Source organism: Acinetobacter sp. FY731 (assembly GCF_059515905.1).
The window spans coordinates 293,934-310,295 of sequence record NZ_JCAKNB010000004.1 but is presented as its reverse complement, the minus strand read 5'-3'; the positions used below and the strand labels follow the sequence as shown (position 1 = coordinate 310,295).

15 protein-coding genes are annotated in these 16,362 nt (G+C 37.0%); 9 read left to right on the top strand and 6 right to left on the bottom strand.

Annotated features, from left to right (window positions below; genetic code table 11):
• Window positions 1-193 precede the first annotated feature (193 nt).
• On the bottom strand, window positions 194-631 hold the full coding sequence (locus tag AC5YC8_RS07590) for a hypothetical protein (RefSeq protein ID WP_496116910.1): 438 nt from the start codon (window positions 629-631) through the stop codon (window positions 194-196).
• 231 nt (window positions 632-862) lie between these two features.
• Between AC5YC8_RS07590 and AC5YC8_RS07585 the strand changes: the two genes are divergently transcribed.
• Window positions 863-1,888, top strand: coding sequence for a type I glyceraldehyde-3-phosphate dehydrogenase (locus tag AC5YC8_RS07585; protein ID WP_496164093.1), 1,026 nt, complete (start codon window positions 863-865; stop codon window positions 1,886-1,888).
• Window positions 1,889-1,963: 75 nt separating this feature from the next.
• Here the strand turns inward: AC5YC8_RS07585 and AC5YC8_RS07580 are convergent, their stop codons facing one another.
• Together AC5YC8_RS07580 and AC5YC8_RS07575 are read right to left on the bottom strand one after the other, a co-directional pair.
• Entirely contained in the window at window positions 1,964-2,263 is a 300-nt protein-coding gene (locus AC5YC8_RS07580; protein WP_496164150.1) for an AzlD family protein, read from the bottom strand.
• Complete coding sequence (locus AC5YC8_RS07575; protein WP_496116912.1) at window positions 2,263-3,012, bottom strand: AzlC family ABC transporter permease; 750 nt, start codon at window positions 3,010-3,012, stop codon at window positions 2,263-2,265. Before AC5YC8_RS07575 ends, AC5YC8_RS07580 begins: the two co-directional genes overlap by 1 nt.
• Window positions 3,013-3,159: 147 nt before the next feature.
• Between AC5YC8_RS07575 and AC5YC8_RS07570 the strand changes: the two genes are divergently transcribed.
• The 5 genes from AC5YC8_RS07570 to AC5YC8_RS07550 all read left to right on the top strand — a co-directional run bounded on the left by AC5YC8_RS07570 (window position 3,160) and on the right by AC5YC8_RS07550 (window position 7,763).
• Complete coding sequence (locus AC5YC8_RS07570) at window positions 3,160-3,615, top strand: Lrp/AsnC family transcriptional regulator (protein ID WP_496116913.1); 456 nt, start codon at window positions 3,160-3,162, stop codon at window positions 3,613-3,615.
• A gap of 235 nt (window positions 3,616-3,850) precedes the next feature.
• The gene (locus AC5YC8_RS07565; RefSeq protein ID WP_496116914.1) at window positions 3,851-5,017 is read left to right on the top strand and encodes an ATP phosphoribosyltransferase regulatory subunit; all 1,167 of its coding nucleotides are present in this window, start codon (window positions 3,851-3,853) and stop codon (window positions 5,015-5,017) included.
• A 70-nt stretch (window positions 5,018-5,087) separates the two neighbouring features.
• Window positions 5,088-6,407, top strand: a complete 1,320-nt coding sequence (locus tag AC5YC8_RS07560; protein ID WP_496116915.1) for an adenylosuccinate synthase — start codon at window positions 5,088-5,090, stop codon at window positions 6,405-6,407.
• 155 nt (window positions 6,408-6,562) lie between these two features.
• Window positions 6,563-6,871 (top strand): hypothetical protein, encoded by a 309-nt coding sequence (locus AC5YC8_RS07555; RefSeq protein WP_496164092.1) that lies wholly within the window; start codon window positions 6,563-6,565, stop codon window positions 6,869-6,871.
• A gap of 103 nt (window positions 6,872-6,974) precedes the next feature.
• On the top strand, window positions 6,975-7,763 hold the full coding sequence (locus tag AC5YC8_RS07550) for a M48 family metallopeptidase (protein ID WP_496116917.1): 789 nt from the start codon (window positions 6,975-6,977) through the stop codon (window positions 7,761-7,763).
• A gap of 109 nt (window positions 7,764-7,872) precedes the next feature.
• Here the strand turns inward: AC5YC8_RS07550 and AC5YC8_RS07545 are convergent, their stop codons facing one another.
• Together AC5YC8_RS07545 and crp are read right to left on the bottom strand one after the other, a co-directional pair.
• On the bottom strand, window positions 7,873-8,922 hold the full coding sequence (locus AC5YC8_RS07545) for an NADP(H)-dependent aldo-keto reductase (RefSeq protein WP_496164091.1): 1,050 nt from the start codon (window positions 8,920-8,922) through the stop codon (window positions 7,873-7,875).
• A gap of 171 nt (window positions 8,923-9,093) precedes the next feature.
• Window positions 9,094-9,798, bottom strand: coding sequence for a cAMP-activated global transcriptional regulator CRP (gene crp, locus AC5YC8_RS07540; protein ID WP_496164090.1), 705 nt, complete (start codon window positions 9,796-9,798; stop codon window positions 9,094-9,096).
• Between the two features lie 145 nt (window positions 9,799-9,943).
• Between crp and AC5YC8_RS07535 the strand changes: the two genes are divergently transcribed.
• Together AC5YC8_RS07535 and clpB are read left to right on the top strand one after the other, a co-directional pair.
• Entirely contained in the window at window positions 9,944-10,366 is a 423-nt protein-coding gene (locus AC5YC8_RS07535; RefSeq protein ID WP_496116920.1) for an OsmC family protein, read from the top strand.
• A 319-nt stretch (window positions 10,367-10,685) separates the two neighbouring features.
• Window positions 10,686-13,265, top strand: coding sequence for an ATP-dependent chaperone ClpB (gene clpB / locus AC5YC8_RS07530; RefSeq protein ID WP_496164089.1), 2,580 nt, complete (start codon window positions 10,686-10,688; stop codon window positions 13,263-13,265).
• A 121-nt stretch (window positions 13,266-13,386) separates the two neighbouring features.
• Here clpB and rlmKL read toward each other — a convergent pair whose 3' ends face one another.
• Window positions 13,387-15,597 carry a bifunctional 23S rRNA (guanine(2069)-N(7))-methyltransferase RlmK/23S rRNA (guanine(2445)-N(2))-methyltransferase RlmL gene (rlmKL, locus tag AC5YC8_RS07525; protein WP_496164088.1) on the bottom strand — a complete coding sequence of 737 codons (2,211 nt, stop codon included), beginning with the start codon at window positions 15,595-15,597 and terminating at the stop codon, window positions 13,387-13,389.
• A 255-nt stretch (window positions 15,598-15,852) separates the two neighbouring features.
• On the opposite strand from rlmKL, the gene AC5YC8_RS07520 reads away from it, so the two are divergent.
• Window positions 15,853-16,212, top strand: coding sequence for a hypothetical protein (locus AC5YC8_RS07520; protein ID WP_496164087.1), 360 nt, complete (start codon window positions 15,853-15,855; stop codon window positions 16,210-16,212).
• Window positions 16,213-16,362 lie beyond the last annotated feature (150 nt).

Genomic DNA, 16,362 nt, shown 5'->3' with positions numbered 1-16,362 from the left:
AGAAAGGCGTACGCACCAATTATTTTCCAAGGAAAAGTAATATGAATTGAATAATTTGATTTAAGGGGAATGTGAAATTAAATAGAGGGTTATCGTTATTTTGAGTTATATCTCGGATAAATAAAAATGTGAGAGATTTTATTTAATGAAAAATATAATCTCTCACAAATTAGAATGAAGCTTTAGCTATGAATTAGCAAGCGCCCCAATATGGACCTTCTGCTGGTGCAAATTCACAGTTGAATGGCTGATTGTTGAAGAAACCATCATTTGTATTCCATTCCATTTGTTCTAGGTTGAACTGTTGGTTTTCTTGGTTAATTTGCTGTGTTTCTTGGAACGATTGGAAAGCAAGTTTGTAACAAGCTTGGAATGTTGGGTTATTTACACGAGCTTGATATTGTTTGTCAAAGCTAGCACGATCTTGTGCGCTAAGTTGACTAATTTTTGGTAACTCTGCCATTAGGTTGGCTGCAACAGGGTCACATTGTTTTGCTAAAGCAACTTGGAAGTTAAGTCTTTTTTGAGCTTTTTCTTGCGCATATTCTGCTTTTTGCTGAGGTGTTAATGCACAAGCAGTTAAAACCGTACCAAATAGAACTGCTCCGAATATACCTAATTTCTTTTTCATGTGATATTTCCTTTATAGTGGTAAATAAAACCGCACTTAATCTTATATTTATAGCGTGAATAGTGAAAGTATTTAATTGTTTAAATTGTTGATTTAATATTTGATTTGTTATTTTGTCACTATAGAGATTTATGTGTGATTAAAAATAAGAAAGCAATATTATCTTTTATGTTGCTTTATCCCTTAATATATTGTGGTTTTCTTCTTGTTTGAAATGTAAAGGGTCTTTTCATGCAACATGTGGCGATAAATGGATTTGGTCGAATTGGACGTAATGTATTACGTGCATGGTTTGAAAATCCTAAAGATTTTGCATTTAAAATTGTTGCGATTAATGATGTTGCTGATGTAGAAACTCTAATTCATTTATTTAAATACGATACAACGCATGGTCGCTTTCAAGGTGAAGTTGAATTGTGTTATGTCGATGAGCAAGCATATTTGCAGATATCGGCAGGTGATGCGAAGCTAAATGTTCAAGTGCATAACTGTGAAGACCCAGAACAGTTGCCTTGGAAAGAGCTACAAGTTGATGTGGTTTTAGAATGTACGGGCTTATTTCGTTCTCGCCAAGCAGCGACTAAACATCTGACTGCGGGTGCGAAGCGTGTCATTATTGGTGCTGCACCATTTGATACTGTAGATGCTGCAATTGTATATGGTGTAAATCATCAAGAAGTGAAACCGACAGATCAAATTATTTCAGGTGTTTCGTGTACCACGCAAGCTTTGGTACCACTTGTTAAAATTCTAGATGATATTTTTGGTATAGATACAGCTTTAATGACTGAAATTCATGCAGTCACAGCAGATCAGTCTGTACTTGATCATGCACATCGAGATTTACGTCGTGCACGTGCTTCAGGGCAAAATATTATTCCAACAACATCTTCAGCTTTAGGTGCGCTTAAGCGTGTTATGCCTAAAATGGAAAACAGAATAGATGGTTATTCAATTCGTGTGCCGACTATTAATGTGGCAGCTATTGATTTAACTTTTATTGCGAAAATGGATGTGAATTCGCAAATGATTAATGATGCTTTGGTGAATGCGGCACGTTATGATTATTCAGAAATTATGCAAGTGACAGATGAAGCGTTGGTTTCAAGTGATTTTAATCATTCCCCATACTCTTTAATTGTTGATTTAACCCAAACGATGGTGGTTGGGCGTCAAGCAAAAGTTTTTGCTTGGTATGACAATGAATGGGGTTATGCAAACCGATTATTGGATTTGTGTGAATCTTTTAATGTTTAACACTTAAATGAAATGACTATCAGTATTTAAAACATGATTAAGATATAAAAAATGCCCTAAATTTAGGGCATTTTTTTATAAGAAAAACATTCTTAATAGTGCGGTTGAAGCCATGCTAATGATCACGGTTGGTAATAGTGAAAAACGTGTTGCAACTATAACTGTAATGAAAATAGCAAGTAAGTCTACAGGGTTGTCTTTGACAAAGTAGGGGGTAATGACTGAAATTAGGACACAGCCTGGAACGACTTCCAAAATTCGTCTTTGTTTTGTGCTTAGTGTTTTATTTTTTAATAAAACATAACCTAAGATGCGGGTTAAATAGGTGGTGAGTGCAATACACACAATTGCAATTAATGTTGGTGTATGGATTATCATTGGTGATCATCCTCTATTAAGAAAAAAGCAGAGGCAATTCCACTGATTGCACCTATAGGGACATACCAGCCCGAAGGTAAATATAAGTAAGCGAGAGCTGCACAAACTAAACTGATTAACCAGGGTCTTGCCGCACGGGTACCTTTCCACATTCCGCGTAGTAGAACTAGAAATACAGCAGGGAAAGCCATATCAAATCCAAAACGACTAATATCGCCAAGAGCTGGTCCTATAGCTGCACCAAGTGTAGTGAAGCTGACCCACATGATATAAAGAGCAAAACATAGTCCTGCATAAAATGGAAAGGAGAAAGCATGTTGAAAGCCCGTATGTTTTTGCTTAATTTGAGCATCAGCTAAGGCTACAGCCCAACTTTCATCACACATAAAAAATAAGGCAGGAAATACTTTTTTGTTAGGCAAGTGTTTTAAGTAAGGAACTAAGCTTGCCCCCATTAATAAATGCCGACTATTGACTAAAAATGTAATAAACATCAGCATTAAAATATTAGGTGGATTCGTCCAAACTTCTAAAATGGCAAATTCCGAACCCCCTGCAAAATTCAATCCTGTAAACAATGGGACTTCAATTAAGCTGAATCCTTTTGTTGTTGCTTGTGCACCAAGTACTAATGCAAATGGAATAATGCCTAAAAGCATAGGGATAGATGTTTTTATACCGCGTTGAAAATTTGAAAATTCAACGATAGAAAGCTGTTTTTGAGTGAGATTTCTCAATGTTTGCATGAGTATAAAACATAGGATTTTAGGATTTAAAAAGTATATTTATAAAAAGTTGGAATTTGTAAGCTAAATCTGCTTAATTTTAGTTGTGTTTAGCATAAAATATTAAAGATGATATTTAAATTAAAATTAAATGCTTAAGGTTTTGATATGGACGCAATAGATAAAAAGATATTGAGGCAAATTCAGCGTAATGGAAAATTACAAAATAATGAGTTGGCAACATTGGTTGGGTTGTCGCCATCACCATGTTTAAGACGTGTTAAACAACTCGAAGATGATGGAGTGATTGAGCAATATGTAGCTCTGCTAAATGCACAGAAAGTGAATTTGGGTTTAACTGTTTTTGCACGTATTTGGCTAAAAGAACAAGATGCTAAAACAGTGAATCAGTTTGTGGATGCTATACACGACATGCCAGAAGTTGTGGAATGTCAATTAATGGCGGGGGATTGTGATTTCTTTTTAAGAATAGTCGTTGCAGATTTAGATGCTTATAGAACTTTTCAAATTAATAATTTGAATAAAATTACAAGTATTCAAAATGTTAAAACGGAAATTCCATTGCAAAGTATTAAAAAAACAACAGAATTACCAGTGTATTAAAGTTTATATACCTTTTAGTGAATAATTATGGGAATAATATTGAATAATTATAAAGGCTTGAGTCGAGTGGGAGTTGAATTCTTTATAGGGCGTATAAAGTTTGGTTAATTCACTAGGAATTCTGAAAAAGTCGGTGCACAGCTAAAATGAACGTGTTAGACTAGGAGAAATCGGGTGTGCTCCCGATTTTTTTATGCGGATTACTTCCGCGCTGACGAGTATTTAGGTTTACAACATGCCCATTTCAGAGACATGGTTATTACCTGATGGTGTAGCTGATGTATTACCAGAGCAAGCGCAAGTAATTGAAACTTTGCGCCGTGACGCATTGGATTTCCTCGCATCTCGAGGTTATCAATTGGTGTACACGCCTTTCATCGAATACATAGAATCTCTATCTTCTCTTTCCGAATCGAATCAAGATTTAGACTTAGCCACTTTTAAAGTAATTGATCAGCTTTCTGGTCGTTTACTTGGTGTGCGTGCCGATATGACACCGCAAGTGGCACGTATCGATGCGCATGTTCATCAAGTTCAAGGCGTTGCTCGTTACTGCTATGCAGGAACGGTATTACACACAAAACCTCAGGGTTTTAATACCACACGAGCACCACTACAACTAGGTGCAGAGCTTTTTGGTTCAGATAGTATTGATGCAGACGTTGAAATGATCGACGTGATGCTTAATTTACTTAAAACCACAGGATATGAAGATGGAATCCATCTCGATGTCGGTCATGTGGGTTTATTCCGTAGCTTGGTTAAGCACGCAGGAATAAGCAAATCTACTGAAAATCAATTATCAGATTTATATCAACGTAAAGCATTACCAGAGCTTGCAGTCTTTACGGCCGATCTTAATTTTGGTGCAGATTTCTATACGCTTGGGCGTTATTCAAGTGATGTTAAAGCATTACAAGAAAATTTAAGTGCTGCAGTTCTTGAAGATGAAGCATTTAAACTTGCATTAGAAACTTTGCAAACAACATGCCAAGCGATTCAAGCACGTTGGCCTAAGTTGGATATTGGTATAGATGTTGTAGAACTTCGTTCATATCATTATCACACTGGTTTAATGTATGCCGTATATGCGCCAAATCGTGCTGCACCAATTGCACAAGGTGGTCGCTACGATGGTATTGGTGAGCATTTTGGTCGTGCGCGTCCAGCAACAGGCTTTTCTTGTGACTTATACGCATTAAGTGCGGGTCAGTATAAAACAATTAAAAAAGTTGTTGCGCCAAAAGGCACCGAACAAGATTTGTTAAAAGCAATTGAATTAACTCGAGCACAAGGTTTGAGTGTTATTCAATTACTAGGTAATGATGGTTTAGACTCTGTACCATTTGCAACACACCAATTGGTGAGTGTTGCTGGTGAGTGGAAAGTCGAAAAAATTTAATCGCAGAACTGAATGTTCATGTCATTCGGTTTTGTTTTCAATTTTAACAGCATGATGTAATGAGGCTATTATGGGCAAGAATGTTGTGGTACTTGGTACCCAATGGGGCGACGAAGGTAAGGGTAAAATCGTCGACCTGCTCACAGATCAAGCGACTGCGGTTGTACGTTATCAAGGCGGACATAATGCGGGTCATACTCTCGTGGTTGGTGGTAAAAAAACTGTATTACACCTCATTCCATCTGGTATTTTACGTGAAAACGTACTGTGCTTAATTGGTAACGGTGTTGTACTTTCACCTGAAGCACTTATTAAAGAGATGGCTATTTTAGAGGAAGAAGGCGTACCTGTTAAAGAACGTCTACGTATTTCTCCAAACTGTCCTTTAATTTTGCCTAACCACATCGCACTTGACCAAGCGCGTGAGAAAAAACGTGGTAACGCGAAAATTGGTACTACAGGCCGTGGTATTGGACCTGCTTACGAAGATAAAGTTGCGCGCCGTGCAGTACGTGTTGCGGACTTAGTTCGTGGTGGCGACCATTTGAAAGCTCAATTAGAAGAGCTTCTTGAATACCATAACTTCCAATTAACTCAATTCTACGGTGTAGAAGCAGTTAAATTGGAAGATGTTATTGCACTTTGCGATCAATGGCGTGAAGTTGTTGCACCATTAGTAATTGATGTAACAGGTGAACTTCATAAGTACCGTAAAGCTGGTGATAACATCATGTTTGAAGGTGCTCAAGGTTCACTTCTTGATGTTGATCATGGTACATATCCGTATGTAACATCTTCAAATACAACTGCTGGTGGCGTAAGCTCAGGTTCAGGTTTAGGTCCATTGCATCTTGACTATGTATTGGGTATTACAAAAGCATACACAACACGTGTAGGTGCAGGTCCATTCCCAACTGAGTTGGTATATGACGCTGCAAATGACGTTGGTGATGCGATTGGTAAACACCTTGGTACAGTTGGTTCTGAGTTTGGTGCATCTACTGGTCGTCAACGCCGTTGCGGTTGGTTCGATGCTGAAATTCTACGCCGTTCTGTAGAAGTAAACTCACTTTCAGGTATTTGCTTAACTAAACTTGACGTACTTGATGGTTTGGAAGAAGTAAAAATCTGTGTTGGTTATGAAGCAGCAGATTCTGGTTGTGTAGGTTCATCTGATGCACTTGCATTTGAAACCTTAAAGCCAATTTACGAAACTATGCCTGGTTGGTCTGAATCTACTTTTGGTGCTAAGTCTTTAGACCAATTGCCAGAAGCAGCAATCAACTACATCAAGCGTATTGAGCAGTTAATTGAATGTCCAATCGACATCGTTTCTACTGGTCCAGACCGTGATGAAACAATCGTATTGCGTCATCCATTTGATGCATAATTTGCTTCAGATGTAAGATTAAAAAAGCCTCGCAAATGCGAGGCTTTTTTTGTTTATGCACAAGGATAAAATCTACTAAAGTTGCATTTGAACGAGCTATGCAAACTTTATGTACTTGTTACAATACAAAATTAATAAATATTGAGATATGCAGGATGCAGAACAATATCGCAAGTACCATTTTTTATTCTTTGTTGTTTGCTATGGGTGGGGCACCTACAATTGCAATGTTAATGATAAAAACACAGAATGTTGATGATGCTGTTTTTTATCAAGTATTTATTGGTTTAAGTGTGATTATCGCTTGTATTTTGGTGCCATTTATTTTAATTCAAAATGCATATTTATTTTTTAAGCGTAAAAATGAAATCTTAGAGAAAAAAATTAAACCACTTAGCCAGTTCTATTTTGTATTGAATGCACTTTGCTTGGTATTTTGGTTAATTATTCAATTTATGCTTTGATAAAACATATAATTAATACTGAAATATAATAAAAAATAGTTGAACATTCTTTTTAGCTGAATATCGATTGATTATAATGATGAAAATAAGTGGAGAAATTTTAATGAATAAAAAACTGTTGATGGCATTATGTGCCTCAGGTGTGGTTACAATTTCAGGTTGCGCTACATTTGCAGAAATGGCGGGTGCAGACACAACAACTTTAAATGCTGTTGCAACTGAAGGATTTAATAAAACTTTAACTGAAGCGCGTGCAAAAAATACTTTAGATACGTCATCTTCAGTTTATAAGCGCATTAATACAGTTTTTATCAATTTAAAGCCGTATGCAGATCAAATGAATACAACAGGTGTTAAATTTGATTGGCAACTTGCAGTATTGAAGTCAGATCAAGTTAATGCTTATGTTGCCCCAGGCGGAAAGGTTGTTTTTTATACGGGTATTGTAACCAAGCTTAATCTAACTAATGCTGAAATTGCTGCTGTTATGGGGCATGAGATGACGCATGCGCTTGAAGAGCATTCAAAACAAAAAATTGGTGCTGATGCACTTACAAATATTGCATTAGGTGTGGGGTTAAGTGCAGCAGGTGTAGGTGAGGGTGGTACAGCATTAGCACAGCTAGGTTCACAAGTTGGTGTTGGTTTACCATATTCGCGTAGTTTAGAAAGCCGAGCAGATGAGGGCGGTTTATTTTTAATGGCAAGAGCTGGATATAACCCTCAGGCTGCTATTACGCTTTGGGAAAAAATGGCAAAACTTTCTGGTTCTAGTGCTTCAGGAAGTTTCTTTTCTACTCACCCATCAAATAATCAGCGTATAGAAGCAATGCGTAAGAATTTGCCTGCTGCTATGGCAATTTACAATCAAAGTAAAATTAAACGCTCTTAAAAAATAGAGATGTGAAAAAGGATGCTTAGGCATCCTTTTTTTATTTCTAAAAATTAAAGCAGTGCTTTTATGCTTCTCATAAAAATTTAAAGGAGTCCTTAAATTTTCATTAGGGAGCAGGGTTAGGTTGTTGCTTATGAATGGCCTCAATACCTTGTAATACTTCTGCTGAAAGATTGATATCAAAAGCATCAATGTTTTCTTTTAGTTGAGATAGATTTGTTGCACCAATAATAGTTGATGTTACAAAGAATTGTTGCTTGATAAATGCTAGAGCAAGCTGGGTGAGGGTTAAACCATGCTGTTCTGCAAGCTGTGCGTACTGTTCAGTTGCCCATTCACTTTCTGGGTTGCTGTAACGGCTAAAACGAGAAAATAGCGTTACACGGGCATTTTCAGGGCGTGCGCCATTACGGAATTTTCCTGTTAAGTAGCCAAAAGCCAGAGGTGAATATGCCAATAAGCCTATGCCTTCATATTTGGCAATTTCAGACATGCCAATTTCATAAGTTCTATTTAATAAACTATAAGGGTTTTGAACACTCACAAATTTAGATAGCCCAAGTTTTTCTGCTAAATGTAAAAACTTCATGGTTCCCCAAGGTGTTTCGTTTGATAAGCCGATATAACGAATACGACCTTTTTTAATTTCATCTTGTAAGGCGCTTAGTGTTTCTTCAAATGCTGTGATTTCTTTTGTATTTTTAGCATCTTCATTGCCATAGCCTAATTTTCCGAAGAAGTTTGTTGGGCGTTGTGGCCAATGTAATTGGTATAGGTCGATATAGTCTGTTTGGAGGCGTTTTAAATTACCATCAAGTGCAGAGGAGATATCTGAAGCATTAAACCGTGTTTGACCATCACGAATATGGCTACCACCTTGTGAAGGACCTGCAATTTTAGAGGCTAAAAATAGTTGATCACGACCACCGTTCTGCTGAATCCAGTTGCCAATAATATGTTCTGTTGCGCCTTGAGTTTCGGGTTTTGGAGGAACAGGGTACATTTCGGCTGTATCCCAAAAATATAACCCACGATCCAAAGCATACTCAAGTTGCTGGAATGCTTCTGCTTGAGTGTTTTGCTCTCCAAAAGTCATGGTTCCTAAACAAACTTCAGGTAAAAGAATACCTGTATTGGCAAGTGGTTTAAATTGCATGTGAATTTGCTCTCAATAAACGTAGATATATTTTTAAGCCTCTCAGTGAATAGACGCAAGGCTTATATTGAAATCATTGTGTGTAAAAGGTTAGTGAAAAGTTGAGTTAGGTGAATTTTAGATATAAAAAAAGCAAATCAGGAGATTTGCTTTTTTACTTTAAACAGACTGTTAATCTTCAGTGTCTGCATAAGCACCTTCTTCAACAGCTTCTAAAGAAGCATCAAAGATTAAAATTGCTTTACCATCAGTTTCGATCATGCCTTGTTCTTCTAATGTTTTAAGAACACGACCAACCATTTCACGTGAACAACCTACAATTCGACCAATTTCTTGGCGTGTGATGCGAATTTGACGACCGTTCGGTAAAATCATCGCTTCTGGCTGAGATGAAAGGTCGATTAAACAACGTGCAATACGACCAGAAACATCAATAAATGCAAGGTCTGTTACTTTACGAGTTGTATTTTTTAAGCGACGTACTAACTGAGCAAATACAGCATAGCTTAAGTCTGGAAATTGTTTGCTTAGTTCATGGAAGTTTTCATAAGTCACTTCGGCAATTTCACACACGTCGCGAGTACGAACTTCCGCAGTACGTTGTGGATTTGATTCGAATAGACCCATTTCCCCAAAAAAGTCCCCTGGATTTAGATACGCAACCACAATTTCACGATCATCATCTTCGCGAAGGATGATTGATACAGACCCTTTAAGGATTAAGTATAAAGATTTAGATTCCGACCCCGAGTCAATAATTGTTGTACGTTTTGGATAACGATTAATATATGCACGCTTTAGTAATGCTTTAACTGAGTCAGGCAATTGACCCGGTGATAGGGCATCGGTGCTTAGTTGTGAAAAATTTGAAGTCATACTAACAGTTCCGAAAATGGATAAATAATAGATCGCATAAGATCTAGTATGAACGTGCCACACATGGGCTGAAATTCCGTCTCAACCCAAATTATGTTAGTGTACAGGTACACTGTAAATTTATAGCTTTTTTTAGGGACTTGCAATGCAAACAAGCGTTCATTGGTTAGAGAATGTTGCTTTTGAGGCAAAATCGGATAGCGGTCATACAATTACGATGGATGGATCACCTGAATATGGTGGTGAAAATCGTGGACCACGTCCCATGGAATTAATATTAATGGGTCTTGGTGGTTGTGCATCGTTCGATATTGTGACTATTTTAAAAAAATCTCGCCAAGATGTGACCAATGTTGTATGTCAGTTAAAGGCTGATCGTGCGGATACAATCCCTGCAGTATTTACTAAAATTCATTTGCATTTTGTTGTGTCAGGTCGTGCTATTAAAGAGAAGCAGGTCGCAAAAGCGGTCGAACTTTCTGCTGAAAAATACTGTTCTGCTAGCAAAATGTTATCAGATGGTGGTGTTGTGATTAGCCATGATTTTGAAATTATTGAAGCCGAATAATTAAAATTGTAAGCAAATGTAATATTTTTAAAGATCGATTTTTAATCGATCTTTAATTTAGATATTTTAAAATATAAGTTATTAATTATTAAATAAAAATACAATTGAATCTGTTTAATGAATGACATTTCTATTAATTTATAAGCTTAACCTTGAAATAAGACTTATGAAGACCCATATTATAGCAGAGCTATATGCTTTATTTTCATATTTAAATATTTGAAAAATATAAATAAAAATTAATAAAAAGATTTGAAATTTGATGTAATACCTCCATATAAGATTCAAGTAAAAAAATTTGTTGTGAGGTAAAACAAGAATGCGTTTTGAAAAATTTACAAATCGCCTGCAGCAATCTTTGTCAGACGCTCAATCTCTAGCAATGGCTAAAGACCATACATCTATTGATGGTATTCATATTCTTGCCATTTTATTAGAAGAAGCTTCTAACCTAAGTATGTTGCAACAAGCGGGAACAAATATTCCTGAATTGCAAAAAAAATTACAGCAGGCTTTAGCTGATGCACCGACATTGGCAAATCCGACTGGTGATTTACATTTAAGTCCAGATGCAATCAAAATTTTAAATTTAGCAGATAGCTATGCACAAAAAGCGGGTGATGAATTTGTTTCGACAGATTGGGTCATGTTGGCTTTACTTGAAGTTGGCGCAACTAAAACATTGTTAACAAGCGTTGGTGTAAACAAAGATAATTTACGCAATGCCATTGAAAAAATTAGAGGGAATGACAAAGTGATGAGCAACAATCATGAAGATCAACGTGATTCACTCAGTAAATACACGATAGATTTAACTGAGCGAGCGGTGGCTGGAAAACTTGATCCTGTTATTGGACGTGATGATGAAATTCGTCGTACAGTTCAAGTATTGTCACGTCGTACTAAAAATAACCCTGTTTTAATTGGCGAACCTGGTGTTGGTAAAACAGCTATTGTTGAAGGTCTTGCTCAACGGATTATTAATCGGGAAGTACCAGAAAGCTTACAAGGTAAGCGAGTTTTATCATTAGACCTAGGTGCATTACTTGCGGGTGCTAAATATCGGGGTGAGTTTGAAGAGCGCCTAAAAGCCGTACTCAATGATTTGGCAAAACAAGATGGTGAAGTCATTCTCTTTATTGATGAGCTTCATACGCTTGTTGGTGCAGGTAAAACTGATGGTGCAATGGATGCAGGTAATATGTTGAAACCTGCTCTTGCACGTGGTGAGCTGCGCTGTGTGGGTGCAACAACGCTTGATGAATATCGTCAGTATATTGAAAAAGATGCTGCGCTTGAACGTCGTTTCCAAAAAGTTCAGGTCGATGAACCTTCTGTAGAAGATACAGTGGCGATTTTACGTGGCTTAAAAGAGCGCTATGAAGTGCACCATGGTGTGAAAATTTTGGACTCTGCCATTATTGCAGCAGCAAAAATGTCGCATCGTTATATCACAGATCGTCAATTGCCCGATAAAGCGATTGATTTGATTGATGAGGCTGCATCTCGTATTAAAATGGAATTGGATTCAAAACCAGAGCCATTAGATAAACTTGAACGTCGTTTAATTCAGTTGAAACTTCAACTTGAAGCTGTGAAAAAAGATGAAGATGCTGGCAGTAAAGCTGAAATTGAACATCTTGAAAAGCAAATTGACGAAGTGCAAAAAGAGTATAGCGATTTAGAAGAAATTTGGATTGCTGAAAAACGCTTGGTTCAGGGCGATCAACAAATTCAGGCGGAATTGGATCAGGCACGTATTACTTTGCAAAAAGCACAACGTGAAAATGATTTATCTGAAATGGCTCGCTTGCAATATGGCGTCATTCCAGGACTTGAAAAACGTTTAAGTGAAGAAGAGGCAACTGAAGAAAAAGCAGAACCTAAACTTTTACGTAATAAAGTGACTGATAATGAAATTGCAGAAGTTGTTAGTGCCACAACAGGTATTCCTGTAGCCAAAATGATGCAAGGTGAACGTGAAAAACTTCTTCAAATGGAAGATTTCTTACACAAACGTGTTGTTGGTCAAAGTGAAGCGGTTGTTGCTGTATCGAATGCGGTACGTCGTTCACGTGCAGGATTATCTGATCCGAACCGTCCAAGTGGTTCATTCTTATTCCTTGGACCAACGGGTGTGGGTAAAACTGAATTGACTAAAGCACTTGCGAATTTCTTATTTGATAGTGACGATGCGATGGTTCGGATCGACATGTCCGAATTTATGGAAAAACACAGTGTAAGTCGTTTAGTGGGTGCACCTCCGGGCTATGTAGGTTATGAGGAAGGTGGTGTGCTAACGGAAGCTATTCGCCGTAAGCCTTATAGTGTCGTGTTATTTGATGAAGTTGAAAAAGCACATCCAGATGTATTTAACATCTTATTGCAAGTATTGGATGATGGTCGTTTAACCGACTCACAAGGTCGAATTGTAGACTTCCGTAATACCGTTATTGTGATGACATCTAACTTAGGTTCGCAAGACGTTCGTGAATTAGGTGATGGTGCATCGGAAGATGAAGTACGTGCGGTTGTGATGGGTGCGGTAAATCAGCATTTCCGTCCAGAGTTTATTAACCGTATTGATGAGTTAGTGATTTTCCATTCATTGAAAAAAGAGCAAATTCGTGGCATTGCAGATATTCAATTGAGCCGTTTACGTGAGCGTTTAGCAGAGCGTGATTTAAGCTTAACTGTAGATGATAGTGCTTTTGACTTGTTAATTGATGCTGGATTTGACCCAATTTTTGGTGCACGTCCATTGAAACGAGCGATTCAACAGCAAATTGAAAACCCGTTAGCACAAAAAATCTTGTCAGCAGATTTTGTGGCAGGAGATACAATTATTGCTTATGTGGATAATGGTCAGTTAAGTTTTGATACGTTAAAGCTGAGCTAATTTCACGGAATATAAGTATCTAATCAATAGTTGCATACTAAAAGTAAGTTTGTTGATTTAGATATAAAAGATTGAGAGATAAAAAAACCGAGCTTAGGCTCGGTTTTTTTCTATACAAAATTTACGCTTCGTTTTTTGGATGTGAAATTTTCCAAGCACGGTGAATTTTTGTATTGCGTTTAAAATCTAAACCAATCGTTTCATTCGAAATTTCTTGAACATCGTAGAATGCTAAGATTTCTTCATCCATTTCAAAACCACGGTAGTTATTTGAGAAGTATAACGTACCATCTGTAGTTAAGCGGTTCATTGCACGTTTAAGCAATGACAAATGGTCACGTTGAACGTCAAAAGTACCATAGAACTTTTTCGAGTTTGAGAAAGTTGGTGGGTCAATGAAGATTAATTCATATTGTTCATGACCTTCTTTCAACCATTCAAAACAGTCACTAGCAAAGAATTGGTGTTGTTCATCTGCATGGTCAACAGTTAAACCATTTAAAACAAAGTTTTCTTTAGACCAGTTTAGGTATGTATTCGATAAATCGACACTTGTAGTACTTGCAGCACCGCCTAATGCAGCATGCAAGCTTGCTGTAGAAGTGTAGCTGTATAAGTTTAGGAAGTGTTTACCTTTGGCTTCAGCAGCAATACGTAAACGCATTTGACGGTGATCTAGGAATAAACCAGTGTCTAGATAGTCTGTTAAGTTCACTAAAATTTTAGCTTTACCTTCTTGTACGATAAAGCGTTTAGATGCAGTACTTTGTTTAGTGTACTGAGTTTTACCTTCTTGGCGAGCACGTGTTTTAATGAAAATTGCATCACGACCTAAACCTGTTACAGAGCGAATGGCTTGTAAAGCAAGGTTAAAACGACGTTTTGCTTTTTCAGGATCAATTTGTTTTGGTGGCGCATATTCTTGCACGTGTAAACGATCGCCATATAAATCGACTGCAACATTAAAGTCAGGTAAATCTGCATCATATAAACGTAAGCAGTAGATATTTTCTTTAACTGCCCATTTTTTTAGATTCTGCATGTTTTTCGTTAAACGATTTGCAAATTCCATTGCACCTTCAATTTCTTCAAATTGTTGAGGTTGCCAATCTGCAAGGAATGGTTTGCTTACTGTTGCAGGTTTAATTGTGCCAAAACGAATATAAATTGGTAATTTACCATTCATTAAGCGCAAAATTTGTGGGTTGTTAAATGCAAGAACATCGGCTTGTTCAACTTGTGAAGCAATAACCGCAGCTGCTTGATTTGGGAAATGCTTTTGTAATAAAGCAGATAAACCTAAATACAATGCACGGTTAGATGCTTTTTCACCTAAGCGTTCACCATAAGGAGGGTTGGTCACAACAAATGACACTTTGCCTTCATTTTCAAAATCAGGCCAGTCTGCAAGAGTACGTTCTTCAATTTGAATTTGATCTAAAATAGATTCAAAACCAGCAGCAATAATATTTTGTTTGGTTGCTTTTACCGCCTCCCAATCTGCATCGAATGCGTAGAACTTAGGTAATGGTTTTTCTAGCGCAATTTTATGGCGTTCAGCTGCTTCGGCTTTAATATCCATCCAAAGTTCATGGTTATGACCATTCCAACCATTGAAGCCGAAACGACGTACCAAACCAGGTGCACGGTCAGTCAAAATGAATAATGATTCGATAATGAACGTACCTGAACCACACATTGGGTCAAGAATAATGTCGGGATTTTTTTCAGCTAATTTTGCTTTTTGTAGGATTGCTGCTGCAAGGTTCTCTTTAATAGGGGCATCTGTCATAAAACGACGGTAGCCACGTTTATGTAAAGAATCACCTGATAAATCTAGGCAGTAAGTATGCTTAGTTTTACCCGCAAGAATAAACATTGTAATTTCAGGTTGTTTTGTATCGATGCTAGGGCGTTTACCCACCGCTTCCATAAACGAGTCAACCACACCATCTTTTGCACGTAAAGTTGCAAACTGTGTGTTTACTTTAATGTCACGTTCTACATGTAAGCGAATAGCAAAGGTACTTTGTGGTGCAAAAATAAGCGACCAATCGAAGCTAATTGCACCTTCATAAAGCTCTTCAGCGACATCACGAGCATCATGTGAAAACTCTATCTCATGTGTATGAATAGGCATAAGAACACGAGATGCAAGGCGAGACCACATACAAATACGGTAGGCATTTTCTAAATTGCCTTGGAAAATTAAACGACCAGGTAGGCGTTCTATGTTTTGAATACCTAAACCTTCCATTTCTTCTTGGAGCAAGGTTTCAAGTCCATCTGCACAGGTAACCCAATATGTAGAAAGACGTGGTTTCGAATTCATGTAAATTTCCAAAAGCAAAAAAGCAATCTGCTATTTTAACGTATTTTCATGCTTTTGGGCTGATGAACTACAGAACATATATAGGAAAATTTATAACTTATGATTTAAAAATTAAAAAATAGTAAAAAAAGCATGTTTGTTCCCACTTAGTTTTGCTGAAGTTATCAAAAATTAAATAAAAATTTATAAGTTGGTATGACTTTTGCTTAAATTAAAAACATAAATCTTTAAAGTTTAATTGTTGAAGGAGTTTTCATGGAAGATGAATTGTTTGGTGGATTAGTTGCTAAAAATGAAGCTTTTTCTACAGCAACTTTAATTTACACCAGATTAAGACGAGTAACTGGTCGTGTATTGGATGCAGCTTATTTGGCAGAAAATACTCAATATGTACAACACGTAGCAGCACTTATTCAAGCAACAGGCGATGTTGAGTTGCTTAAGCTTTTAGATAAATTGAAAACTGCTTTAGGTGTTGGTGTAGATGTTAAAGAAATAGAACTAGATGAAAAGAAACAAAATTTAGAAATAAAGCTTGAGCCAAGTTATCAAGCAACAGAGGAAGAAGTATATAAAGCGCAGGTGTCACATCACTATATAGGAAGTTTGCGTTAAGAAAGACCAGTGAAGAAAAAGGGGGGATTTGTTTTGTATAGGGGAAATAAGAAAAACTGAAAACATTACAATACTGAAAAGATAAGAATTAAAAGATAAGAATTAAAATTACAATTTTATTGAGTTAAGCCACTCAAGTAACCTTAAAAC